21 protein-coding genes are annotated in these 22,965 nt (G+C 63.3%); all 21 read right to left on the bottom strand.

Annotation, left to right across the window (positions count from 1 at the left end; genetic code table 11):
* Positions 1–130: 130 nt before the first annotated feature.
* Positions 131–1,690, bottom strand: a complete 1,560-nt coding sequence (locus tag G9373_RS18430) for an aldehyde dehydrogenase (protein ID WP_167116109.1) — start codon at positions 1,688–1,690, stop codon at positions 131–133.
* Positions 1,691–1,892: 202 nt separating this feature from the next.
* Positions 1,893–2,735: a mycofactocin-coupled SDR family oxidoreductase gene (locus tag G9373_RS18425; protein WP_167116106.1), complete on the bottom strand. Its 843-nt coding sequence runs from the start codon at positions 2,733–2,735 to the stop codon at positions 1,893–1,895.
* An 84-nt stretch (positions 2,736–2,819) separates the two neighbouring features.
* Positions 2,820–3,929 carry an NDMA-dependent alcohol dehydrogenase gene (locus tag G9373_RS18420; RefSeq protein WP_120660268.1) on the bottom strand — a complete coding sequence of 370 codons (1,110 nt, stop codon included), beginning with the start codon at positions 3,927–3,929 and terminating at the stop codon, positions 2,820–2,822.
* Positions 3,930–4,740: 811 nt separating this feature from the next.
* Positions 4,741–5,094: an antibiotic biosynthesis monooxygenase gene (locus G9373_RS18415; RefSeq protein ID WP_167116103.1), complete on the bottom strand. Its 354-nt coding sequence runs from the start codon at positions 5,092–5,094 to the stop codon at positions 4,741–4,743.
* Positions 5,095–5,252: 158 nt separating this feature from the next.
* Positions 5,253–6,095 (bottom strand): mycofactocin-coupled SDR family oxidoreductase, encoded by an 843-nt coding sequence (locus G9373_RS18410; RefSeq protein ID WP_133985515.1) that lies wholly within the window; start codon positions 6,093–6,095, stop codon positions 5,253–5,255.
* Positions 6,096–6,230: 135 nt separating this feature from the next.
* The gene (locus tag G9373_RS18405; protein WP_120660264.1) at positions 6,231–6,998 is read right to left on the bottom strand and encodes a glucose 1-dehydrogenase; all 768 of its coding nucleotides are present in this window, start codon (positions 6,996–6,998) and stop codon (positions 6,231–6,233) included.
* 82 nt (positions 6,999–7,080) lie between these two features.
* Positions 7,081–8,481, bottom strand: a complete 1,401-nt coding sequence (locus G9373_RS18400) for an aromatic acid/H+ symport family MFS transporter (protein WP_167116100.1) — start codon at positions 8,479–8,481, stop codon at positions 7,081–7,083.
* Between the two features lie 45 nt (positions 8,482–8,526).
* Positions 8,527–10,020: an aldehyde dehydrogenase family protein gene (locus G9373_RS18395; RefSeq protein ID WP_120660262.1), complete on the bottom strand. Its 1,494-nt coding sequence runs from the start codon at positions 10,018–10,020 to the stop codon at positions 8,527–8,529.
* Between the two features lie 82 nt (positions 10,021–10,102).
* Complete coding sequence (locus G9373_RS18390; RefSeq protein ID WP_120660261.1) at positions 10,103–10,624, bottom strand: nuclear transport factor 2 family protein; 522 nt, start codon at positions 10,622–10,624, stop codon at positions 10,103–10,105.
* Positions 10,625–10,869: 245 nt separating this feature from the next.
* Positions 10,870–11,982 (bottom strand): NDMA-dependent alcohol dehydrogenase, encoded by a 1,113-nt coding sequence (locus tag G9373_RS18385; protein WP_167116096.1) that lies wholly within the window; start codon positions 11,980–11,982, stop codon positions 10,870–10,872.
* 14 nt (positions 11,983–11,996) lie between these two features.
* On the bottom strand, positions 11,997–13,472 hold the full coding sequence (locus G9373_RS18380; protein ID WP_346842834.1) for an aldehyde dehydrogenase family protein: 1,476 nt from the start codon (positions 13,470–13,472) through the stop codon (positions 11,997–11,999).
* Positions 13,473–13,513: 41 nt separating this feature from the next.
* On the bottom strand, positions 13,514–14,533 hold the full coding sequence (locus G9373_RS18375) for an SMP-30/gluconolactonase/LRE family protein (RefSeq protein WP_167116094.1): 1,020 nt from the start codon (positions 14,531–14,533) through the stop codon (positions 13,514–13,516).
* A gap of 35 nt (positions 14,534–14,568) precedes the next feature.
* Positions 14,569–15,114, bottom strand: coding sequence for a DoxX family protein (locus G9373_RS18370; RefSeq protein ID WP_240960604.1), 546 nt, complete (start codon positions 15,112–15,114; stop codon positions 14,569–14,571).
* Between the two features lie 49 nt (positions 15,115–15,163).
* Positions 15,164–16,039 carry a CoA ester lyase gene (locus G9373_RS18365; RefSeq protein ID WP_133985525.1) on the bottom strand — a complete coding sequence of 292 codons (876 nt, stop codon included), beginning with the start codon at positions 16,037–16,039 and terminating at the stop codon, positions 15,164–15,166.
* On the bottom strand, positions 16,039–17,253 hold the full coding sequence (locus G9373_RS18360; RefSeq protein ID WP_120660256.1) for a CoA transferase: 1,215 nt from the start codon (positions 17,251–17,253) through the stop codon (positions 16,039–16,041). Before G9373_RS18360 ends, G9373_RS18365 begins: the two co-directional genes overlap by 1 nt.
* Positions 17,250–18,245 carry an LLM class flavin-dependent oxidoreductase gene (locus G9373_RS18355; protein ID WP_167116091.1) on the bottom strand — a complete coding sequence of 332 codons (996 nt, stop codon included), beginning with the start codon at positions 18,243–18,245 and terminating at the stop codon, positions 17,250–17,252. The genes G9373_RS18360 and G9373_RS18355 overlap by 4 nt, the downstream gene beginning before the upstream one ends.
* Positions 18,242–19,249 (bottom strand): phosphotransferase family protein, encoded by a 1,008-nt coding sequence (locus tag G9373_RS18350; protein WP_120660254.1) that lies wholly within the window; start codon positions 19,247–19,249, stop codon positions 18,242–18,244. The genes G9373_RS18355 and G9373_RS18350 overlap by 4 nt, the downstream gene beginning before the upstream one ends.
* Positions 19,249–20,052, bottom strand: a complete 804-nt coding sequence (locus G9373_RS18345) for an SDR family oxidoreductase (RefSeq protein ID WP_120660253.1) — start codon at positions 20,050–20,052, stop codon at positions 19,249–19,251. The genes G9373_RS18350 and G9373_RS18345 overlap by 1 nt, the downstream gene beginning before the upstream one ends.
* A gap of 73 nt (positions 20,053–20,125) precedes the next feature.
* Positions 20,126–21,385 (bottom strand): amidohydrolase family protein, encoded by a 1,260-nt coding sequence (locus G9373_RS18340; RefSeq protein WP_133985533.1) that lies wholly within the window; start codon positions 21,383–21,385, stop codon positions 20,126–20,128.
* Positions 21,386–21,417: 32 nt separating this feature from the next.
* Positions 21,418–21,798, bottom strand: a complete 381-nt coding sequence (locus tag G9373_RS18335; RefSeq protein WP_167116088.1) for an OB-fold domain-containing protein — start codon at positions 21,796–21,798, stop codon at positions 21,418–21,420.
* On the bottom strand, positions 21,795–22,928 hold the full coding sequence (locus G9373_RS18330) for a thiolase family protein (protein WP_167116086.1): 1,134 nt from the start codon (positions 22,926–22,928) through the stop codon (positions 21,795–21,797). The genes G9373_RS18335 and G9373_RS18330 overlap by 4 nt, the downstream gene beginning before the upstream one ends.
* Between the last annotated feature and the right edge of the window lie 37 nt (positions 22,929–22,965).

Below are 22,965 nucleotides of genomic sequence, written 5' to 3'. Positions count from 1 at the left end.
TCGACGAGGTCCGCATCGCGACCGAGACCGGCCTGACCCGGATCGGCTCGAACTACGACCTGTGCCACAGCTTCCTCGACCACACCGGGCTTCCCCTATGATCGGCACTCACTCAATTACCGAAACAATTTTAGGAATTCTGAATCCCTGGACCTGTGCCGAAGGGAACTCCAGGGACAAGTGCCGGCAGATCGACTCCAGGATCGACTGAGATCGTCTTGGTCACAAGGAATTCCTGTACGCCCGCTGTACCGTGCTCCCTGCCGATTCCAGATTGTTTGTACCCACCAAACGGTGACCCCAGATCTGCCGCAAACGTGTTCACCGAGAACGTTCCGGTCCTGATCTGACGTGCAATCTCGAATCCATGCGCCAAATCGGTCGTGAACACGGATCCAGAAAGACCATAGCGGCTCTCGTTAGCGATCCTCACAGCATCACGCTCGTCGGTGTAGGCAATGAGAACCACCACCGGTCCGAATATTTCTTCCTGCGCAATCGCCATATCGTTGGTCACATCCGTAAGCAACGTCGGCTCGATATACCAGCCCTTCTTCAGGTGCGCGGGACGTCCACCTCCCGCCCGCACAGTCGCACCCTCTGCTACAGCTTGATCGATATGGGCTTGTACGCGGTCACGATGCCGCTCGGTAATCAGCGGACCGACCACGGTGTCACTCTCGAACGGGTCACCTACCTTGAGCCCCTTGAACGCCAAGGCGAGAGCGTGGGCGAATTCATCGTACCTGGACTCAGACACCAATATTCGAGACTGCGCAACGCAACTCTGCCCGGAATTGCTCGCCACCGATGCGCCGACCAGCGCACTGATAGCCGTGTCCATGTCGGCATCATCGAGGACGATAGCGGCAGACTTGCCGCCCAACTCGAGTACAACTGGCCGAACGAGGTCGCCGCACGATTGGCCGATCTTCCGTCCCACCTCAGAGGAACCGGTGAAGCTCACCATGTCCACATCGGGATGGCACACCAGATAGTCCGACGAATCGGCGCGCGCGGAAATGATATTCAAAACACCGTCAGGGAACCCCACCTCCTTCATGATCTCGCCGACAGCGAACGAAGCCAGCGGATTCGCTTCCGGGACCTTGAGCACGACTGTGCACCCCGCCACCAACGCCGGACCTGCCTTCTGCCCAATAGCGGGCAACGCGAAGTTGAAGGCCGGAATCGTCGCAACGACACCCACCGGCTCCTTCACCACCAGACTCTTCCCTGCCATCGGAATGATGCTTCCGCCATCCGAGCCGCCAGCCAAGTGTGAGAGGTCGCTGATTCGGACCTCCTCCAGCTGCAGAGTCTCGGCCATCTCGGCGTTGTAATTGAAGCTCATTGTCCCGGACACCGCCTGATAGACCTGAGCGAGGAACAATGTGCCGCCTTGCTCCTCGGCAATCAGTTCGGCGAGCTCCTCGGAGTGCTGATGAAGCCCGTCGGCGAGTCGGCGAAGGTGACCGGCCCGCTCAACGGGTGTCAGACGAGGCCAGCTCGACTTATCGAACGCATCACGAGCCGCGCTGACGGCCGCGTCCACGTCAGCCTTGGAAGCAGCTGGGACGCTGCCGATCTTTTCGCCACTGCGCGGTGAGATGACATCGAAGAAGTCGGTCGTCTCGGCTGTGCGCCAATGACCGTTGATATAGAACTCTGCGTAGTCACGCCTGAACATGATTGCTTCTCGCCTCTCTTGTTGTGTCGTCAATACCGGGTCCGGCGATACGTCAGTTCGAGCAACCACAGTTTCTTGAACAACGCTTTCAAAACTGTCCGGGCCGATCCAGCACACTCCAGCGGGTGATGAGCCCCTGTTTCCATCACTCCCACCCGGTCCAGCAGTCCGGCGGGGCGCAGCCTGGGTTACTCCGACCCGCTCACCATGTCTTGACCAGGTTCCCACCGTCGACTGGCATGGCAACGCCTGTGACATAGCGCGCCGCATCCGAGGCCAGCCAAATGACGGCTTCGGTAACATCTTCCGGTTCGATCCACGGCAGATCCGGGAGAACGTTGAGTGCGGCAAACGCCTCTCGAACGTCCTCCACGCCGGGCTTTTCCACACCGGGAGCAAATAACGAGAAGGTGACGTCGTTGACGATGAGTTTTGTGTTGACTGCAGTCGGACACACCGCATTTGCCCGAATCTTGTGCACTCCGAGTTCCTGCGCCAGGACCTTGGTCAGTCCAATCACGCCATGTTTGGCCGCAGTGTAATGTGCCGTGTTCTGATAACCGGCCAACCCGGCCGTTGAACTCGTGAGCACGACAGCTCCGCCCTCGCCGCGCTCAACCATGGACGGTAGCGCTGCCCGAGTCGCGTTCCACACGCCGGTCAAGTTCGTGTCGATGGTATCCCGCCAGACCTGATCACTCATTTCCCAGACCCGGGAATACGTGCCGATCCCAGCGTTGGCGACCACGATATCGATCTTGCCGAAACGCGAAAGTCCCTCGTCGACCACTGCTCGCATTGCGGCGAGGCTGCGTACGTCTGCCATTCCCCGAACGGCTCGGCGGCCCAGACTTTCAATCTCCGTTATGACCGCATCGAGTTCCGATTCGGTAGCTAGTTCATACTCCACCGATTCGATCGCGTCACGTGCGATGTCGACGGCTATGACATCTGCGCCTTCACGTGCGAAACGTAGTGCATGCGAACGACCCTGTCCTCGTGCGGCTCCGGTGATGAACACGACCTTGTCGTCGAATAGACCCATGAATACCTTCCTTGATCGATGCGGTTCCGGAGATTGACAGGCGAGCCCCAAGGGATAAGCCGGCGGTCCCTCCTCAGGCCTGTATCAGAAGGTGAGGAGGCCACGAATGTTCACGCCGGCATGCATGTCGGCATACCCCTCATTGATCTGGTCGAGCGAGTAGGTAGTCGTGATCATTTCCTCGAGCTGGAGAGCCCCGCTTTGCCAGAGGGCAAGAAGCTTTGGCACGTCCTTCGACGGTGACATCATCCCGTAAATGGATCCCTGAATCCTCTTCTGGTACATCGTCAACTCCAGCAATCCTGCCGGGATGTGCGCTAGCGTTTCACGTCCAGCTGCCGTGACTACGACAGTGCCAGCCTTCCTCACCGCAGAGAACGCGGCGCCTACATCTTCCGACTTCAGTACTCCAACGCAGATGATTGAGGAGTCGGCCCCTTGTCCATTGGTCAGCGATCGCACGAGCTCTGTCGCCTCTGACACATCCGAAAAGGTGTCCGTAGCACCGAATTTCTTCGCAATTTCATGCTTGGCAGTAACAGGATCCACCGTCACGACCCTCGAAGCACCCGCATGTACGGCGCCCTGGACCGCGCTCATTCCGATTCCGCCGGTGCCGAGGATAAGCACAACATCACCCGGCGTCACCTTCGCCGCATTGACGGCTGAACCCCAACCAGTCGGGACCGCGCAACCCAGTAGTGCGGCAACTTCGAGAGGTGTGTCGGGGCCGATCTTGATGCAACTCCATTCAGGCATCACGCTGTACTCGGCGAAGCCCGACACCAATCCAGCCTGAGCGACGTCCTCACCATCGAGATGCATGCGGTAGGTCCCATCCAATTGGTGGCCCGCGAGCATGAGGGCACCGTTGTCGCAGAGGTTCTGCTGACCGCCGGCGCACCAGCGGCACCTACCGCAGCCCGGCACGAAGGAGGTCACAATCTGATCGCCCGGCGCGAGCCCACGGACGCCAGGTCCAACTTCTTCAACGACACCCGCGGCTTCATGGCCGCCACAGAAGGGCAGGTGTCCGACTGTGATATCGCCGGTGCGGAAATGGTCGTCGGAGTGACACAGGCCGGTCGCCACGATACGCACGAGCACCTCATGTTCGCGCGGTGGATCCAGCTCGACTTCGAGCACCTGCCATTCGCCTGGAACTTCGCGCAATACAGCAGCGCGCACTCGCATTGGTACTCCTTAGCAGCATGAGGATGATGCACTCGGTTGCGATCGGACAGTTGGCTGAAGTGAATTCAACTCACTTAGCTGATACTAGGAGTTCGTCTAGCATGTGTCAACGATCACAGAGCGCTCTTCGAACAAGGTCGGATCATGGACTGAGAAGAGCGCACCCGCGGCGCAGCCCTGCCACCGTCGCCGCCTACCCCGCCACGTTCCGGCTGCTCCTCGGATTCATCGACAGGAAGTAGCCCGCTCCGGCGTACTCGACCTCACCGGACTCGATGCCCCGGGCGCACTGACGGCGCCCCCTCGTGACGCGCTCCAGCGGCTCATCCTGCAGAACCACATGGTCCGCCCGCTACGCCACGTCCATCGGAAAGGGAGGAAGCCGAACGTCAAGCTTCGTCTTGGTGAGTTCGATCGAAGAGGAGGGTCTCTTCTCATCGCACGAGGCATGGGTGTGGGTGCCTTCGCCGAGGGCGACCCGCGCATCGTCGCGCGTCTCGTTCTCGCGCTCATCGTCAGCCTGTGGCGGTGGTATCGCCCCGAGGCGACATGCCCCTCGAATAGATCATCTTCATGGTGCGCAAGGCCGCCCTCCTCATGATTCGCGCCTGAGAACCAAAATCTCGACGAGTCATGCTGTAGCTGTGACTACTACGGTGCACCAGAGAAATAGAGGGACGGACCGCTCGTGGAATCATGGCCGCCGGCATTCATCTCCACTGCCATCGCTCCGACGAAAAACAGGTCCCCCCAGTCGGCATTCACTCTGCCTACTGGGTGACGCGGGCACCTTTCGGAGCAGATGGCGGAATTAGCGGCGCGCCAGCGGGGTGTAGTAGTTCACCGGGCTCCCGAAGGCCTCCAGGGCCGCACGCGTCTCGGGACAATCCTCTGCGGCACACTCCATCGTGCCTAGGGTTACCAATTCGAGCAGGCGGGTTACGGCTCCGGAGTTCATGTTGTTGAGATGATTGATCAGTGCGTCATTGTCGGCATAGTGCTCATGAATATAGATCGTGTCTTTCGCTGCATTTGCCCAGAAAGAGTACTCGAGCAGCCCGGGATGCTGGCGCGCATCCTCTGCATTGATATGACAGATCTTCGCTACCTCTTCGAAGTGCTTGGGCTCGAAGGTCATTCTGCCATTCAGCCTGATATCTTTCATCTTCCCTACTCCATTCATATCGCGAGAGTGCTGCCTGGCATGTCCACGCATATCCAGGCAAGCAGATGTCGACAGTCGAGTGAATACGCATTCACACCGAATGAATTGCCGTTTCACCCAGTGCCCCAGAACATCCCGGATAGATCGATCGAAACTAGCTACTTGGCGGCTGAACCCGCGTCCACCCGCAACTGGGTACCCGTCACATACCGACCGAGGTCGGAGGTGAGGTAAACAATAGCGTTGCTGATGTCGACGGGATCAATCCACGGTATGGGCATCGCGTTGAGGCCCTTGAATGCGTCAGCCGCCTTTTCTTCGTCCTGCGCAGAGCCGACAGAGAGACCAGTTCCCGGAAGGAAGAGATCGAAAGTCGCCTGATTTAATGCCATTCCCGTCTTTACCGTTGTGGGATGGACGGTATTAACTCGGATCATGTGCGGACCGAGTTCCACGGCCATCGATTGCATCAGTCCGACCACCCCGGCCTTGGCTGCTGAATAGTGGTTCAGGTTTTGTAGGCCGACGTGTGCTGATGAGGAGGACACCAGCACCATTGCCCCGGCACCGCGGTCGATCAAGTGCGGAACGGCTGCGCGGGCAACGTTCCACACGCCCGTCAAGTTGACGTCGATAACAGTTTGCCAGTGATGGGGAGTCAGCTCCTCCGAACGGTAGTAGGACGTAATGCCGGCGTTTGCGACCACGATATCGAGTCCGCCGAGTTCTGCGGCACCGTCGTCGACGACCTTGGTCACTGCATCGAAGTCTCGGACGTCGGTTTGACTCGCGATGATGCGACGACCCAGCTTCTTGACCAACACGACAGTCTCATCGAGATCTTCACGGGTTCCCAATCCGTATGGGACTGTGTCGATGTCAGCGCAAATATCCAACGCGATGATGTCCGCGCCCTCTTCCGCCAATCGAACCGCGTGCGAGCGACCCTGACCGCGTGCGGCACCACTGATCACAGCCACTTTTCCGTCAAGCAAACCCATCGTTGAATGCCCCTTCTACTCGTCCGACGCTGTATGTGCTCTTCATCCCAACCTTTCGGACCCGCGCGGAGTCGATGTGGGAGGACTACCAGGCTCGGTCGCCGCGTCGTCACCCGGCGACCGAGCCCCTCGCTGCTAGCGCGCCAGGTATCCGCCGTCCACGGGCAGCGGAACTCCGTTGACGAAACTCGCGTCGTCGCTCGCGAGGAATGCCGCGGCGGCCGCGATCTCCTCGGGCTGACCCTGTCGGCCGAGCGGAACGTTGACAGTGAAGCTGTCGACGACGTCGGACACGTCGGCGCCCGTGTCGCGCCCGAAGAACTGCGGGAGCATCGGAGTCGCGATCGGGCCGGGGCAGATCGCGTTGACGCGGATGCCGAGCGGGCCGAACTTCAACGCCAGTGACTTCATGAGCAGCACGATGCCGCCCTTGGTCATCGAGTAGAGCGGGCTCAGCGGCGAACCGACGATGCCCGAGACCGAGGCCGTGAAGATGACAGAGCCCTTGCCGTCGGCAGCCTGGAGCAGATCTTCGCACGCGGCAGTGAGGAAGAACGCGCCCTTGATGTTGACATCGACTGCCAGGTCGAACTGGTCCTCCGAGATGTCGAGACCAGAGGCGCCGGGAATGCCGGCGTGGTTGTAGAGGACGTGGAGCACACCGTGGGTCGCGCGAACCTGCTCGATCAGGCTGGTGACCGCCGCCTTATCGGCAACATCGAGCTGATGCGCTTCAGCCGAGCCGCCAGCCGCCTCGATCTGCGACACGGTCTCCTTGGCGGCGTCCGCGTCGAGGTCGGTGACGAGGACGTGCGCGCCCTCTGCGGCGAAGCGCACACAGGCCGCGCGACCCATACCGGACCCTCCGGCGGTGACCAGTGCGATGCGATCCTCGAGCCTCATTGAATCCTGCCTTCCGTACTAATAGTTCAGCGTGTATTTCGTATCGGTATGTCGTGCGTTGTCGCACCCAGGGGTTTGTCCGCTATCGCGCGGCTTCCTCCTCGGCACGTCCTGCGACCGCAGCCGCGGAGGGCGGTGCGGATGTGCCGGGGTTCGCCTTGCTGCGGGCCTTCGAAGGAGCCACGCGTGGGACGAACAGGATGATCAGCGGGCCGAGCGCCGCGGGAATCATGAACGCGTAGAAGTTCCATTCCACCGGCGCACCCATGGCGAGCACGAAGCCACCGACCTGCGGTCCGAGGATCGCGCCGACGCGGCCGATGCCCATGCCGAGACCGAGCACAGTCCCGCGGGTAGCACTCGGGAACAGCGCAGCGGTATATCCGTACAAGACCACGGTGGTCCCGTTCGCGCCGATTCCGGCGAGGAACAACGCAGCGAAGAAGACCGGCGTCGGCGGGCTGAAGCTCAAGATGTACAAGGACAGAACGGCAACGCCAAATGCCCAACAGACCACCGGACGAGGCCCGAATCGATCGGAGAGAACCGAGAGCGTCATGATGCCGACAATCGCCCCCATGCTCAGAACCATCAGCGATACCAGCGCCGAAGTCAGCGGGTACCCCGCTTGCCTCATGATCTGCGGCAACCAGGAGTTGAGTCCGTACGTCAGCATCAAACCGACAAAGAAGGTGGCAACCAACGGGACGATGACGACGATGTACTCGCGCTTGCAGAGGGCACGCAATGGATTCACGGGCTTGCCCTCACCCACAGCTTTACCTACTTCGTCAGGCGGCCACGGCATCCCGTACTTGATACAGGTCGCACGAGCCTCCTCGAAGCGACCCCGAAGGATCAGATAGTCCGCCGATTCCGGCAACCACTTCATCAGCACCGGAACGAGAACGAACACCGGGAGGAATCCGATCCAGAACATCAGCCTGAACCCGTGGTCGGCAAGCAACCAGACCGCCAGCAGGCTCGCCGCGATGCCTCCGAAGGAGTACCCGATGTTCATCACGCCGTTGAAGAATTGGCGGCGGTGGCGAGGAGCGAACTCGGCCACCAGTGCGATCGCCGCAGGGAGAACGCCGCCGAGCGCGAGGCCTCCGAGGAACCGGAGGAGCATGAACACCTCCGGACTCGGTGCCGTAGCGCAGAGTGCCATCGACGCCGAGAACCAGATCACCGATCCGATGAGGAGCCTTTTCCGGCCGAACATATCCGACAGCACGCCGCTACCGAGGGCACCGACCAGCATGCCGGCCAGAGCGAGGCTCGCCATGGTGCCGACTTCCGTTGCAGAAAGCGCCCACGGTTCGTAATCAAGGAGAGCCGGTGTGACGGCGCCGTGGATGACCATGTCGTAGCCGTCCCATGCGCCGATGAGGAGACAGAGGATGACGACCCACGCGGCCCGCCGATGCGCCTTCGCGAGTTCCTCCGAAACGGGTGTCTCTTGGTCGATTCGATTAGCCACAATCTTCCTTTCGATCCTCACCGAGGAGGACGCGGAGAAGCAGTATTAGTCGCAGGACCACTGAATGTGCTGCGGCTCGAGGTACTCGTGGATTCCCCAGGATCCGATTTCCCGGCCCACTCCGCTGGCACCGAATCCGCCCATCGGTGCGTCGGCGCGAAGGCCTCCGCCGCCGTTGACCGATACTGTGCCCGCTCGCAGTCGCGGCGCGATCTCGCGTGCGGCATCGGTATCCGGCCCGAATAGGTACGCGTGCAGGCCGTATCGGGTCTCATTGGCGATCGTCACCGCTTCGTCGACGGTGCTGTACGGCATGGCCGTTGCGACCGGTCCGAAGATTTCTTCCTGGCAGATAGGGTCTGTGTTCTTCACGTTGATCACGAGCGCGGGATTGACGAACCAGCCGGGGCCGGAGGCCGGCCGTCCACCGCCGGCAGCGACCACCGCTCCTCCGTCCACCGCCTCCCGGATGAACTGTTCCACCGAGTCTCGATGCGCCTCGGTGATCATCGGGCCGACGTTGGTCGCCGGGTCCCATGGATCGCCCACCTGGATGGATTCGTATGCCTTGTGGCTGAGTTCGAGAAATTCGTCCCACTGTGACTCGTGCACCAGGATCCGCGTCGGCGCCGCGCACGCCTGGCCACCGTTTCGGCAGTACCGCTGATGCAGGCCGGGAACTACAGCGGCGAGATTCGTTCCGGGGAGCAGAATAGCCGGTGACTTGCCACCGAGCTCGAGGACGACGCCACGAACACCTTTCGCAGCCTGGCGCATCACCTTCTCGCCGACCGCGACCGAACCGGTGAACGCGATCTTGTCGACTCCGGAGTTTTCCGTCACCGCACGCGCGATGTCCACTTCACCGACGACGACGTTCACCACCCCGGCGGGAACGTCCGCCTCACGCAGGACCTCGCCCAACAGCAGCGTGGACAGTGGGGTGCGCGGCGACGGGATCGCGACCACTGTGCACCCGGCAGCCAGTGCCGCGCCGAGCTTGTGCACGAGCAGTAGCAGCGGGTAGTTGTACGCGGCGATCGCGGCGACGACGCCGACCGGTCGATACTCGACGACGCTCCGCGACGGGGCCGGGTCGGTGTGAAGCCCCAGATCCTGGCTCCGATCCTCGAGCGCGGCCTGCGCGTATTCGCGCAGGTGCTTGATCGGCCAGTCGACCTGCAAGGCGCCGGCGGTGCTGATCGGCGCACCCAGTTCGGTGACGATCGTGTTCACGAACTCGTCGCGGCGCTTCTCGATGCCGTCAGCGATGCGGTTGATCAGGGCGCTGCGCTCTGCGGGCGTCGCCGAGCTCCAGGGACCGGCCTCGAACGCCTCCCGCGCCGAGGTCACTGCGAGGTCTGCTTGTGCTGCATCGGCCCCCGCGATTGTCGCGACCACCCGTTCGGTGGCCGGATCGACGACGTCGAGGGTTTCACCGCGGCCCTCGGTCATCTCCCCACCGATGAGAAGCGAGAGGTTCGACCAGGACTCGATGCCCGGACGCGTCAAGGTGTTGCTGCCAGTTTCTTCGGCCATCGTCTCCGCTTTCGTCTGATCGGAAATAGGGATCCGCGAGTCTCGATGCACTGCGGTCATTCAGGAAGGGGATACGGTTCGATCACCGCCACGGCGGCAGCGGGATCGTTTCATCCTCCCGCTCGAGTTCTTCCGGTGTGATCTCGCCGGCGACATAGCACACCAGCTTCGACTGCTTCCATCCACCGGCGGTGCGCCGGAAGAGATCTCGATATCGTGCCCAGCGGTGCCGGTCCGCACGCTCGGGATACTCCTTGTAGCGTTGCCACGAGTACAGATACGACTCCATCCGAGCGGTATCCGCCGATTCGAACACGATGTCCATGTTCGACAGATGGTGGCTACTCACCGTGAACTTGCTCAGTGCCCCGGAGTAGAACTCCCGCGCGGCGTCGATTCCGGTAACGGTGTCGCCCAGACCGCCGGACAGATCCACGATGCAGTCGGCTGTGAACACTGCGAGCATTCCCTCGGCGTCCATTGCGTCGGCGGCGCGGCAGTAGGCGTACTTCAGGCGCCGGATCTCCTCGGCGTCGACCAGTTGCCTCAGCACATCCGGGTTGTAATCCTGATCCCCGACTGCGGCTTCACGGTTTATCAACATCTGACGACCGACCTCATCTTCTGGGCTATCCGGGAGAGAGTGACACGGGACTCACTGTGGGAATCGTGTGAATCGCGCCACACCGACAATAGGACAATAGTTCGCATAATTCGAGTAGTCAATCGAATGCTGTGTAGAAGTTGTCTTCGGCTGTCACATCGTCGACTCGACCCGCCACAGCAGAGCACACCGGGCAACCCGACGAACCGAGCACCAATTTGGCTGCGGCGCTCGGGCGGAACACTTCAAGAGTGTTCGATCACTCCGCGAATGTTCTTGCCTTCGGCGAGGTCCTCGAAGGCCTGATTGATCTCGCCCAGGCGGTACCGGCGGGTGATGAGCTCGTCCAGACGCAATTCACCACGTTTGTACTGGTCGGCGAGCCGCGGAATGTCGGACAGTGGGTTGCAGTTACCGAACAGCACCCCTTGGATTCGTTGCTGGAAACCCTTGAGGGACTGCGTATTCATCTCGATCTGGTTCTCCCCGTGCCTGCCGGTAGCCACGACGATGACCGAGCCGACCTTGCCGACGATCGATGTCGCCTGGTTCGTGATTTCCACCGTGTGGTCGGTGACGGTGATGATCGCGTGGTTCGCGAGCCGTCCCCAGGTCGCCTCCTTGATGAACTCGTACGCGTCCTCGTGCGTGGCGAATGTGTGAGTGGCTCCGAACGTCTCGGCCATCTCACGCTTGAACGGAACCGGATCCACCACGGCCACGATCGATGCCCCTGAACGGGCTGCACCTTGTACCGCGTTGCTGCCGACACCGCCTGACCCGTAGATCACCACGACGTCGCCGGCTCGGACGCCGGCGGCGTAGACGGCGGCACCCCAACCCGTCGGTACACCGCACCCGAGCAGCGCAGCCACGTCGAGCGGGAGAGAAGAATCCACCTTGACGCAGGAGTACTCGGAAATGACGGCCTGCTCGGAGAATGTGCCGAGCGCGCAGACCCCGCCGAAATCCTCGGATCCGTGGTGGAACCGGAAGGTCCCGTCGAGCATCTGCCCGGTCCCGGCGTTCAGGCCCAGGTCGCACAGCGCCTGGTGGCCGGTCGAGCACCAGTGGCATGTCCCGCACACCGGCAGGAAGGAGCACACGACATGATCGCCCACCGCTACCCGGGTGACGCCGGGCCCCACCTTCTCGACAACCCCGGCTCCCTCGTGGCCCCCGACGAGCGGAAATCGGGCGGGGAAGTCGCCCACCTGGAAATGCCGATCCGACTGGCAGAGTCCCGAGTAGGCGAGCCGGATCAGGACTTCACGTTCGTTCGGCTCGTCGAGATCGAGATCGACGATCTCCCAGGGCTCTTTGACACCGCGAACGACCGCAGCTCGCGTTGTGCTCATGGTTGGCTCCTTCTTCAGCGGATCTTGGTGAACACCGACTTCTCTTCCAGATAGGGATCGAGGCCGTTCGGCCCGTGTTCGCGACCCCAACCCGACTGTTTGAATCCCCCGGTCGGTAGGTGGTAGTCGCCCGCGCTGTGCACGTTGATGCCGACCCGGCCTGCCCGCAGGCGCCGGGCGACGGCGTGTCCTCTGGCGGCGTCGCCGGTCCAGATGCTCGAGGACAGGCCGTAGTCCGTATCGTTGGCCAGTGCGACAACCTCGTCGACGTCACTGAACGGCAGAATCGACACCACCGGACCGAAGATTTCCTCGCGTGCGGGCGTCGCGTCGGGTGAGATCGCCGTCAGCACAGTGGGTTCGATGAAGAATCCCCTGTCGCCGGTCCGTCCACCACCCACCGTCACCTCCGCGCCCGCCGCACGAGCCGCGTCGACATAACCGATCACACGGTCAAGCTGTTTGCCCGAGATCAGCGGACCGATGTCCGCCCCCGGGTCGGTGTAGTAGCCGGGCCGGGTGCGACGAGCGATAGCAGTCACACCTTCCACGACACGGTCGGCCACGCGTTTGTCCACCAGCAGCCGGGACCCGGCCGAACACACCTGTCCCGAGTTGCTGAAGATCGCTGCTGCCGCCGCCGGAATCGCGGTGTCCAGGTCGGCGTCGTCGAGAACAATGAACGGTGATTTTCCGCCCAGCTCCAAAGTGAGCCGCTTCAGATTTCCCTCGGCAGCGTGAACCAGCTGCTTCCCGACGTCAGTGGACCCGGTGAATGCGATCTTGTCGACGTCGGGGTGGGCAGCCAACGCGGCACCGGCGATGTCGCCGCGACCGGTGACGATGTTCACCACTCCCGCGGGCACGCCCGCCTCGATCACCAGTTGACCGAGTCGCAGAGCGGTGAGGGAGGTCTCCTCGGCCGGTTTGAGCACACCCGCGCACCCGGCCGCCAGCATCGGGGCAACCTTCCAGGCCGCCATCAGCAGCGGCGCGTTCCAGGGAACGATCATCCCGACGACCCCGATGGGTTCCTGGCGTGTGTAGGCGTGAATAGGCTCGCCGCCAGCGACGACATCGGTTGCCACCCCGTAGATGTGGTCGGCGAGCCCCGCGTAGTACCGGAAGCAGTTCGCCGAACCGGTCACCATAGCGCCCAGGTAGGCGGGCGGCTGGCCCTGATCCACACACTCCAAGAGCGTCAACTCGTTGTGGTGCCGTTCGATCAGGTCGGCGATGCGCCAGAGCACCTTTGCCCGTTCCGATCCGGGCAGACTGCGCCAATGCCCGGCCTCGAAGGCGTCGCGGGCCGCTGCGACGGCGGTGTCGATCTCCGTCTCGTCACCGGCCGCGATCATGCCGACGGGCAGCCCCGTCCCGGGGTCGACGGTCTCGAACAGTCCACCGGCCCGGGGCGCCACCCAATCCCCACCGATTAGCAGTTTTCCGGATGCCCTGCCCAGCATCTCATTGACGTCGACCTCTGACACATCTACTCCCATCTCCGACCTCACCTATCCGGCACGCATTGTCACGCGGCCGGGACGTCGACCTCGATGCGGATGATCCGTCCCGGTCGTGCTCGTTCGGACCCGTCCGCCGGGGGCGTCGTGGCGGCCAGGTTCGAGGTGGCGGCAAAGAGCGAGATGCCAGCGGGGCCACCGAGCGCGACGTCGAACACCTCGTCCTCAAACTCGATCACGTCCGTCACCACACCGCCGTCGAGTACCCGACGAGCTTGCTTGACGTGCGGGAACGCGACCCAGAGCCCACCGGCGCGGTCCAGTGTCGAGCCGTCGGTCATCTCGTCGAACTGGGCGAAGAGTTGCCCCGGCCCCAAGGAGCCATCCCGCTGGATTGCGTACTTGACCACCCGGTGCGCGAAGCTGTCGCAGCAGATCAGGGTGCCGCCGTCCGGGGTGATCTGCATCGTGTTGGGCATCGACAGACCGCCGGCCACCTTGCGGATGTTTCCGTCGAGGTCCACGAGCAGGATCCGGCCGGCGCCCTCGAGCTTCTGCTCGTTCGATCCGTGGTCGCTGAGGTCGTAGGCCTTGCCGAAGCTGGAGACGTAGATCCGGCCGGCGACGTCGACGACCGTGTCGTTCGACCACGAATCGACGACGCCGTCGACCTCGATGTCACGGAGCACATGTATTTCACCATTGCGGGAGGTGAGGAGCCGCTCGAACCGCCCACCGACGACGAGCGCGCCGTCGGGCGTCCATGCAAGACCGATCGGGTACTCCCCCGGAAACGCCAGCCGGCCACGTACCGTGCCGGCGGCGTCGGCGGTGATCACCTCGTGCTCCTCGATGTCACAGAACCACAACTCGTCGCCCCGCCACCGCAGTCCCTCGGGAAAGATCAACCCGTCGATGATGGTGGTGCGGGATTCTTCGTCGACCATGCGGTACTCCTCGTCAAATGTTGCGGAATTGGTCACAGGCGAAGCCTCACGTATCCGGCGTCCCGATACCGCCTGTCCCGTGAGCACCGCAAGCACCACGGCCAGGTCCCGTTCCCTCAGTTCAGCGACCTTCTCGTTCATTGTCCTGCTCCATGAATGCTGTGTGATGACCGATTTCAGGGTTGTTTGCTACCGGCGGCCCGCTCTGGGCCCGGCGATAGCACTACGGTGGCCGGTCGAAAGAAGAGCGCGAGAGTGCCAATGCCTCCGGCCAGTCCCACCACGGCTGCGACCGTTCCACCGAGGACTCCGATCGGCGGGTGCTCACCGAAGAGCACATGGTCGATGCTGACGGTCCCTGGCCCGGCCACCGCGAGGACGAAGGCTGACAGCCCCAACACGAGGTTGTATTCCCAGCCGTTTCCGGCAATGAAGAAACCGTTGCCGCGGTGTACTGTCCACGCAGCCACGAGCATCAGGGCGATCACCAGCGCCGCGGCGAGCGGTGTCAGCATTCCCAGCACCAACAGAATTCCCGCTGCCACCTCGGTCGACGCTGCGAGAAGAGCATGGAATCGTCCCGGCTTCATTCCGATGCTCTCGAACCACCCTGCTGTCCCCGGAATCCGCCCACCGCGGAAGAATTTCGCGTAGCCATGTGCGGCTATCACAACGCCGAGAGTCACCCGGAGAATCATCAGGGCTGTGTCGACGGCGTCCATACTTACCTCGTTTCCACTATGTTTCGGTCGAATCGGTCCTCGGCTCTACTCACCGTGCGAGGAGTGCGAGCGCCTTCTCATACTCGTGCACAAGCACTGGGGTGCCCGCTTCGGTCAGGGCCGCAGCCTTTCCTTCCGACAGTGCCGTCTCGTAGGTCTCGACGATCGCTTGTGCGGCTGCGATCTCCTCGTGCCCGGGACTGAAGACATCGTTGATGATGTCGACGTGTGGCGGGTAGAAGGTCGTCATGGTGGTGAAGCCCATACGCCGCGAATCCTCGACGCGGCGGCGGATCTCGGTGAGGTCCCGGATGTTCTCGGCGTAGGCGATGTCCGTGACAGCCAAACCGTAGGCGGCACCGGCGAGCACGGTGAGCGCCTTGGTCACCAGGAAGATCCGATTGAGTGCACCACCGGGTTCGTACAGTTCGATACCCGCATCCAGGCTGATGTCCGCAGGTCCGGACATCAAGCCGATCACGCTCGGATGTGACGCGATCTCACGGACATTCAGCACCGACTCCGCGGTCTCGATGATCGCGAAGATATCAGGATCGGCACCGTGTGCACGGAACGCCTCGAGTACCTCGTCGACGCATGCGGCAGACCGGATCTTGGGATACGCCACCACATCCGGCTTGGCGGCCGCGAGCGCCTCGACGTCCTCCCTGCCCCACCGGGTGCTGAGGTGGTTGACGCGCGGCAGCAGCAGCTTCTCACCGTCGAACGCCTTCTCCGCGAGCGAGCGGACGACGCGCTCGCGCGCCTGCTCCTTCAGATTCGGCGCCACGGAGTCCTCGAGGTCGAGGAAGATCATGTCGGCGGGAATGTTGGGCAGCTTCCCCCACTTGTGATCGTCCATGATCGGTGTCTCGAGGATGCTCTTGATGGTTCGGTAATTATGGCGGCCACGATGTGCAGACATCAGATCACACCCTTCTTAGCGAGGGCGACCAGTTCGGCAGCGTTCCTGCCGAGCCAGTCACCGAGGACGAGATCGTTGTCCTCCCCCAGGTGAGCCCCGGTCCGCCACACCGAGCCTGGATGTTGGTGCATGCGCGGTATCACGCCCTGCATCTTGACGGACCCGAGGTCGCGATCCTCGATCGAGATGATGTCCTCGCGCTCGGCGTAGATCGGATCCTCGAGGATGTCGGCCGCGGAATAGACCCGCGAACCCACCACCTCCCCATCGGCCATTTCCTTGATGGCGACGTCGGCGGTGCGGGCGCTCATCCACTTGTGCAGGAGGGTGTCGAGCCGCTCCTTGCGGGCGGTCTGCTGCTGCACGGTGCGGTAGTCCTCAGCCGGCTCCCCGAGCATCTCCGCGATCTTCTGCACCGACCGTGGGGTTCCCGAAGTTACTGTGATCCACACCTCGTCGGCGGTGAGGAACGTGTTCACCACCGCCGCCGGGGCGACCGCCAGCTGGTTGCCTGCCCGGCTGGGCACGGTGCCGAGCTGATCGGCAATGATGACTTGCCATTCGATGAGGCGGAAGAGCGGCTCGAACAACGCGATGTCGATCCATTCGCCGGTGAAGTCCGGCTCATTTCGTCGCACCAGTGCCGAGGCGATACCGAAGGCACCCATGAGTGCGGTCACACTGTCGCCGTGGGAGAAGCCGGTGTGAACGGGCGGTCCGTCCGGGAAGCCCGTCAGGTGCACGACACCGCTGCGGGCCTCGCCGACCTTGCCGAATCCCGGGTCGTTGCGGGCGGAGCTGGTGGCGCCGTTGCCGGAGATCTGCAGCATCACGAGCTTGGGATGCTGTGCGTGCAGGGTGTTCCAGTCGAAGCCCCACTTCTCGAGGGTCGAGTACCGCATGTTGGTGATGAGCACATCGGCCCACGCGATCAGCTCCCGGGCGAGCTCCCTGCCCTCGGGCTGACGTAGATCCAGGGTCACCGATCGCTTGTTGCGTCCGGATACCTTCCACCACAACCGGACTCCGTCCTTGTCCGGACCTTGAAAGCGTGCGGTGTCCCCGGTGCCCGGCGCTTCGACATGGACGACGTCCGCGCCGAGATCGGCGAGCAGGGTGCCGGCCAGCGGGCCCGCGATCACGTGGGCCAGTTCCACCACTTTGATGCCGGAGAGCACACCTCCACGCGGACCTGACGCGTTGTTCGTAGTCATGATTGAATTCCTCTCGTGAGTGCAGTGGATGGTTCCGGCACCTGCCAGCCCATCGACGATCGGACGCGGGGAAGGACTTCCGCTCCGATCAGTTCGATCTGGCGTAACACGTCGGCGGGGTTCGCCTTGTCGACGTTGACTCGGATGTTGAGCGCCGAGGCACCAGATGTCCGCAGGTCGTCGACGAGGGTGGTGGCAACCGCGCCGGGTTCGCCGCTGATGACGCTGTTCGGCGATGTGGTCAGCCACTTCTCGCGTCCTGACGATGCCTGTGACCACAGGTCGTGGCGGCGATCCGCGGTTGCCGAGTCCCCGACCCACACGCGCCTGATCAGGACACAGCTCCGGTTGCCGCCCGCCTCCTCGTAGTGCCCGATCAGGGCTGCGGTGGCTGCCGCGCTGTCGAGTGACATCAACAACAGACCGACATCGGCGTTCGCTGCCCGACGGGCGCCGAGCGGACCGGCCACACCTACCAGTACGGTCAGGTCTCGAACTCGGGCGTCGGCGATCGCGGCGTCGGCGGAGAGCACTGGGTGCGGCACGTCCGTTGGGCGCAGGACACCGGTCAGGGTGCTCAGATGCGACCAGAAGGTGGCCGACCGCGTCTCGAAATCGGCACCCACCGCGTCGAAGTCCCGCTCCTGATAACCGGGGACGAACCCTGCGGCGACCCGGCCCGGGTATGCAGCGCCGATCCAGGCGAGATCCTCGGCGACACTATAGGGGTTGCGCAGCGGCAGGATGCTCGGTGACGCCGCCGCCCAGCCGTGGCGCATGTCGGCCAGAAGCAGGCCGCACAACAGAATCGGGTTCGGGAAGTATCCAGGAAAGCCGCCATGATGCTCGCTCAGCGTCACACCGTCGAAGCCGCAGTCCGCTGCGGCGTAGGCCTCACGCCGCAACCGACGTACCGCATCCTCCGCCGGTCCCGCACTCGAGGTCAGCCCGATTCCGATGGAACCGGGCCCGAGCGGCAGCCCGGATCTCACCTGCCACCGTCCAAAATGGTCCGAGCCGAGTTGATCAGCGCCGCGATGGTCGAGGGCAACTGCTCCTGGAACGGGTCGACATGGCGTCCTTCGCGGTGACGACGCAGATTGTGGGCCATCACCGCGGCCAGCTTGAACCGGCCGAACGCATGGAACCAGTCGATATCCGCGATGCGGAACGCACCGGCGGAGTAATACGTCGCGAGAAGCTCATCCGCCGTTGGCATGCCGTCCACCGGTGCACCGACTCCGGGGAACAGGTTCGGGTCGCAGAAGGCCAGGAACCAGCCGATGTCGACGCCGGGAGTCGTCGCGGTCCAGATCTCCCAATCGATGATGCCGGTGGGGGTTACCCCGTCGAAGAGGACGTTGCCCAGTCGGTAGTCGCCGTGGACGAGGACCGGGGCTTCGACGGTGGAGGGCATCGTCGCTCGCAGCGCGTCGGGTAGCGCCGAGATACCGGGTGCATCGTCTTCGTAGGCCGCGGCCGCAACCTTCGCCCACCGGGTGAGTTCGGCCTCGATATTGGGTGTTTCGGAGTCCGCTCCGGCGACCGCGGTGATCGGCTGGCGATGCAGTACGCCGAGCATCCGGGCGGCGGCCTCTGCGCGGGCACGGACGACGCCGTGGTCGAAAACCCGTGTCGAGGAATCCAGGACGGGCTCGGCGGCTTCGCCGGCGCAACGTTCCATCACATAGAACGTCCACTCCCCCGATCCGCGGGTGAGAACCCGGGGGACGACGAGCCCGTCGACGTCCACCAGCGCGTCGAGGATATGGGCCTGCCGAAGAACGTCGTGGCGTCCTCTCGGCGGCCGGCCGGGAGGAGCGACCTTGATGACCACCCCGGCGACACCATCGGTGTCGGCCTTCTTCGCCGCGAGCGTGATACCCGAGTGCCCGCCTTCGAGCACCTCGACCGACGAGACGGCCGAGCCGGGCTCGTCTTTGGAGAGTGCCTCGTTGATGGCGTCCTCGAGACCAGGAAAATCCTGCGATCCCATCAGTAGACCCCGATCAGGTCAGCGGGCTCGCCGCCGACGTGGATGCGTCCACCGTCGATGCGGATGGTAGATCCGGTGATCCATTCCGACTCGTCCGACAGCAGGAAGCAGATGGCCGACGAGATGTCGGTGGGCTGGCCCAGCCGGCCGAGCGGGACGAGCCGCTCCTCCTGAGGTCCGCGCTCGCCGTCCCACAGTGCACGGGCGAGTTCGGTACGCACCAGCCCGGGCGAAACAGCGTTCACGCGAATGCCTTTCGGCCCCAGCTCTCGCGCGAGGGTGGTGGTCAGACTCGCCAGTGCCGCCTTGCTTGCGGTGTAGGGGCCGGTGACCGGATGCACCCGTTCGGCGCCGGTGGTGAGCACGTTGACGACCGCACCGTTCTGCATGCCGGCTGCCACAGCCAACTGGACGAGGTTCAGCGCCGGCCATGTGTTGGCGAGCATGGTCTTGTGGAACGCATCCTTCGTCACGTCCATCAGAGGCCCGTACGACGCGGACGTGGCCGCGTTGTTGACGATCACATCGAGACAACCGAACTCGGAGTGGGCCGCGTCGACCAATGCACCGGGCAGGGTCTCCGAGTTGATGCTCCCGGGGACACCGACCGCACGTCCACCCGCATTCTGTATCTCCTCGACTGCCTCGGCAAGAATGTCTGGCTTGCGGGCGTTCATGACGACGGCGGCGCCGTCGGCGGCCAACCGCTGAGCGACCGACAGGCCGATTCCCCGCGATGCGCCGGTGACGATCGCGACCTTGCCGGCGAACCTCTTGTCCGAGCCGAATTCGGGTGTACTCATGGGTTTCCTTCGATGAGATTACTGAGCGGGGCATCCGGGCTGCGTGCCCCGACCGGGGCACGCGGCCTCTTCGTCAGCTGATGTCGATTTTGTAGAGCTCGGCGGCGTTGTCCTGCAGCACCCGCTTGATCGTGTGCTCCGGAAGCCCGCTCATGACTCGCGCGAAGTGCTCGCGCGGCCCGGGGAACAGGCAGGTCGGGTGCGGGATATCCGTCTCGACCAGGACGTTGTTGATGCCGATGTCCTCGAGCAGCTTTGCCGCGCCGATCTCCTCGAACCAGAACATCGCGAACAGGTGGTCCCGAAAGTACTCGGTGGGCCGGCGCTTCGCCGCCGCCAGCTCGTGGTCGTGAGTGACCATCTCATCGAACTGGAATTCCATCGCCTCGAGGATGAAGGGGATCCAGCCGATACCCGACTCGGCCGAGACGACCTTGAGGTTCGGGTAGCGGTCGAACAGATCGGACATGCACAGGTTGACGATGATGCGCACGTTCGACATGAACATCTGCGTTGCACCCACGGCGAGCTGCCGCTGCTTGCCGAACGACCGCCATGCCGGCTTGGCGACACCGGTGACGTCGGGGCCGGCGGTGCCGGATGCCTTCTGTCCGATGTTGCCGCGCATGGCTTCCAGGTCTTCGCGGCGAGCACCGGCGCCGATGTGGAAGTTGGGCACCGCCCCGGTCTGGTTGAACAGCTCCCACATCGGATCGAAGTAGGACTCGGGCAGCTCGGGCAGGCCGATGAGCTCGGGCTTGTCGGACAGAGTGAAGCCGCGCATGCCCTGGTCGATCAGGCGGGTCATCTCCTTGATCGTCAGGTCCATGTCCCAGATCGGCAGTAGAGCCTGTGGGAACAGGCGACCGTTGGATTCGATCTGTGTCTGCATGAGGAAGTCGTTGTAGACCTGCAGGACGGTTGTGCGCTCGACCTCATCCTCGATTGCGAAGACGTGGTTAGATGCGAAGCCGATACCGTTCGGGTACAGGATCTGCGCGTGGATGCCCTGGTCATCCATCAACGCGAGGCGTTCCTTGGTGTCCCACGACGAAATATCGATGTTCGAAAATGGTTGCACGACATGAGCGCCGAGAACCTTCTCGCGTCCGGTCGAGATCGTGTTTCCGCCCGTGCTTGCCCACACCTCGTCGTGTAGGTACCAGGCGGTGATGCCGTCGATGGTCTTCTGGACCGGCACGCGGCCCTGCATCGACGCCGGCACCCGGGAGGTCCACAGATCGGCGGGCTCGGTTAGGTGCGCGTCGCAGTCGATGATCTTCACATCGCGCAGCGCTTCGGGGACGTGGTTGTCGGGCAGGGTGGCAGTCATGTCGTTCCAATCTGTAGACGAAAGGTGGGGGCTCACGAAATCCGGCGACGGAAGGCGAAAGTGCTCCGGTCGGGGTGGTACTCGAATACGGCGACCTCGATCTCGTCGCCGACGACGGCGTCGCCGTCTACCAGTCCGATGACGCGGATTCCCTCCGCGAAATCGGTGATGCCGACGTGGTAGGGCGGCTCGATGAGCGCTCCGGGCGGCGGGGCGGTCACCTCGGTCAGGGCCGACAGCCGGCCGCGGGAGAGGCGTGTCTCGTGTACTACGCCGCCACATGCGGGGCATTCGGCGACCGTTGGGAAGTGGGTGCGGCTACAGGTGTCGCACGTCGACGCGAGTAGGGACGTGATCTCACCCACCGGCGCAGGGACGTACCGCTGGTCTGCGGTAGGAATGGTCGTCGTCATCGCTGCACCACCACCACGCAGGCGTTGTGGCCGGCGCCCATCACGTGCGCCATCCCGACTCTCGCGTCCTTGACCTGGCGTGGCCCAGCGGTGCCGCGCAGCTGGGTGACGAGTTCGTGGACCTGACCGAGGCCGGAGGCACCGAGCGGCTCTCCCTTGGACAACAACCCTCCGGAGACGTTCACCGGGATCGATCCTCCGAGTGTCGTTGCACCCGAACGTAGCAGCTCTGCTTCCTCGCCCTTGTTGCACAGACCCAGATCGCGGTAGGCGATGAGTTCGGATGCAGCGTCCGTGTCTTGGCACTCCACCAGGTCGATGTCGTCGACACCCATTCCGGCCTGTTCGAGGGCCGTGTCCGCGGCGCGTGCACTGATGCTGGTCATCTCGGACTGCAGCGACGGCGCTGGAACGAACCAGTCGTCGGTCGCCCGGGAGGCGAGGCCGATGCCGCCGATCCGGATGGAGTTGTCGAACCCGCGCTTGGCGGCCTCGTCCTTGTCCATCAGTGCCACGGCGGCCGCACCTTCGTTGGGTGTGCACAGCATGAGAAGCGTCAACGGGTCACAGACGGGGCGACTCGCGAGAACTTCGCCGCGGGTGAATTCCCTGCGATACATCGCGTGGGGGTTGTGGACCGAGTGGCCGTGGTTCTTCACCGCGACGTCGGCCAGGTCCTCGAGGGTGGCGTCGGTGGTGCGCATCAGGTCCTGCGCCTGGAAGGAGAAATACAGTGGGTTGACGCCCAATCCGGATTCGATCTGCCAGTTCTCGAAGCCTGCGCCGGCGATGAACCCGCGGGGCGCCTTCTCCACACCGAGGCAGAGCACCGTCTTTACCGCACCCGACTCGATGAGCGATGCGCCGAGCGACAATGCCGAACCGCCCGAGGCACATGCGGCCTCGACATTGATGATCGGCTTGCCGATGTAGCGCACACGATTGACGATGTTGTGACCTTTGGCCATTTCGGCGCCGACGTTGGCCACGAGGACCATGTCGACATCCTCGGGCTGGAGCTTCGCGTCGGCGAGGCAATCCCGCATGGCGACTTCACCGATCTGCCGGTAGCCGTAGTCGAACCGACCGAATGGGTGAATACCGACACCGACGATTGCGACGTTCTTCATTGAGCCCTCCTTTCCGTGTTCGCGGTTTGTGCATTTT

It is taken from the genome of Rhodococcus sp. A14, from assembly GCF_011603105.1.
Lineage (GTDB): Bacteria > Actinomycetota > Actinomycetes > Mycobacteriales > Mycobacteriaceae > Rhodococcus_F > Rhodococcus_F opacus.
The sequence above is the reverse complement of the archived record's forward strand: the minus strand, read 5'-3'. Positions and strand labels throughout refer to the sequence as shown.

Excerpts from the sequence above, each read along its gene's own strand:
- G9373_RS18430 (WP_167116109.1), bottom strand. The coding sequence starts at position 1,690 with ATGTTCAGGCGTGACTACGCAGAGTTCTATATCAACGGTCATTGGCGC.
- G9373_RS18425 (WP_167116106.1), bottom strand. The coding sequence starts at position 2,735 with ATGGGTCTATTCGACGACAAGGTCGTGTTCATCACCGGAGCCGCACGA.
- G9373_RS18420 (WP_120660268.1), bottom strand. The coding sequence starts at position 3,929 with ATGCGAGTGCGCGCTGCTGTATTGCGCGAAGTTCCAGGCGAATGGCAG.
- G9373_RS18415 (WP_167116103.1), bottom strand. The coding sequence starts at position 5,094 with ATGAAAGATATCAGGCTGAATGGCAGAATGACCTTCGAGCCCAAGCAC.
- G9373_RS18410 (WP_133985515.1), bottom strand. The coding sequence starts at position 6,095 with ATGGGTTTGCTTGACGGAAAAGTGGCTGTGATCAGTGGTGCCGCACGC.
- G9373_RS18405 (WP_120660264.1), bottom strand. The coding sequence starts at position 6,998 with ATGAGGCTCGAGGATCGCATCGCACTGGTCACCGCCGGAGGGTCCGGT.
- G9373_RS18395 (WP_120660262.1), bottom strand. The coding sequence starts at position 10,020 with ATGGCCGAAGAAACTGGCAGCAACACCTTGACGCGTCCGGGCATCGAG.
- G9373_RS18390 (WP_120660261.1), bottom strand. The coding sequence starts at position 10,624 with ATGTTGATAAACCGTGAAGCCGCAGTCGGGGATCAGGATTACAACCCG.
- G9373_RS18385 (WP_167116096.1), bottom strand. The coding sequence starts at position 11,982 with ATGAGCACAACGCGAGCTGCGGTCGTTCGCGGTGTCAAAGAGCCCTGG.
- G9373_RS18375 (WP_167116094.1), bottom strand. The coding sequence starts at position 14,533 with ATGAACGAGAAGGTCGCTGAACTGAGGGAACGGGACCTGGCCGTGGTG.
- G9373_RS18370 (WP_240960604.1), bottom strand. The coding sequence starts at position 15,114 with ATGGACGCCGTCGACACAGCCCTGATGATTCTCCGGGTGACTCTCGGC.
- G9373_RS18365 (WP_133985525.1), bottom strand. The coding sequence starts at position 16,039 with ATGTCTGCACATCGTGGCCGCCATAATTACCGAACCATCAAGAGCATC.
- G9373_RS18360 (WP_120660256.1), bottom strand. The coding sequence starts at position 17,253 with ATGACTACGAACAACGCGTCAGGTCCGCGTGGAGGTGTGCTCTCCGGC.
- G9373_RS18350 (WP_120660254.1), bottom strand. The coding sequence starts at position 19,249 with ATGGGATCGCAGGATTTTCCTGGTCTCGAGGACGCCATCAACGAGGCA.
- G9373_RS18345 (WP_120660253.1), bottom strand. The coding sequence starts at position 20,052 with ATGAGTACACCCGAATTCGGCTCGGACAAGAGGTTCGCCGGCAAGGTC.
- G9373_RS18340 (WP_133985533.1), bottom strand. The coding sequence starts at position 21,385 with ATGACTGCCACCCTGCCCGACAACCACGTCCCCGAAGCGCTGCGCGAT.
- G9373_RS18335 (WP_167116088.1), bottom strand. The coding sequence starts at position 21,798 with ATGACGACGACCATTCCTACCGCAGACCAGCGGTACGTCCCTGCGCCG.
- G9373_RS18330 (WP_167116086.1), bottom strand. The coding sequence starts at position 22,928 with ATGAAGAACGTCGCAATCGTCGGTGTCGGTATTCACCCATTCGGTCGG.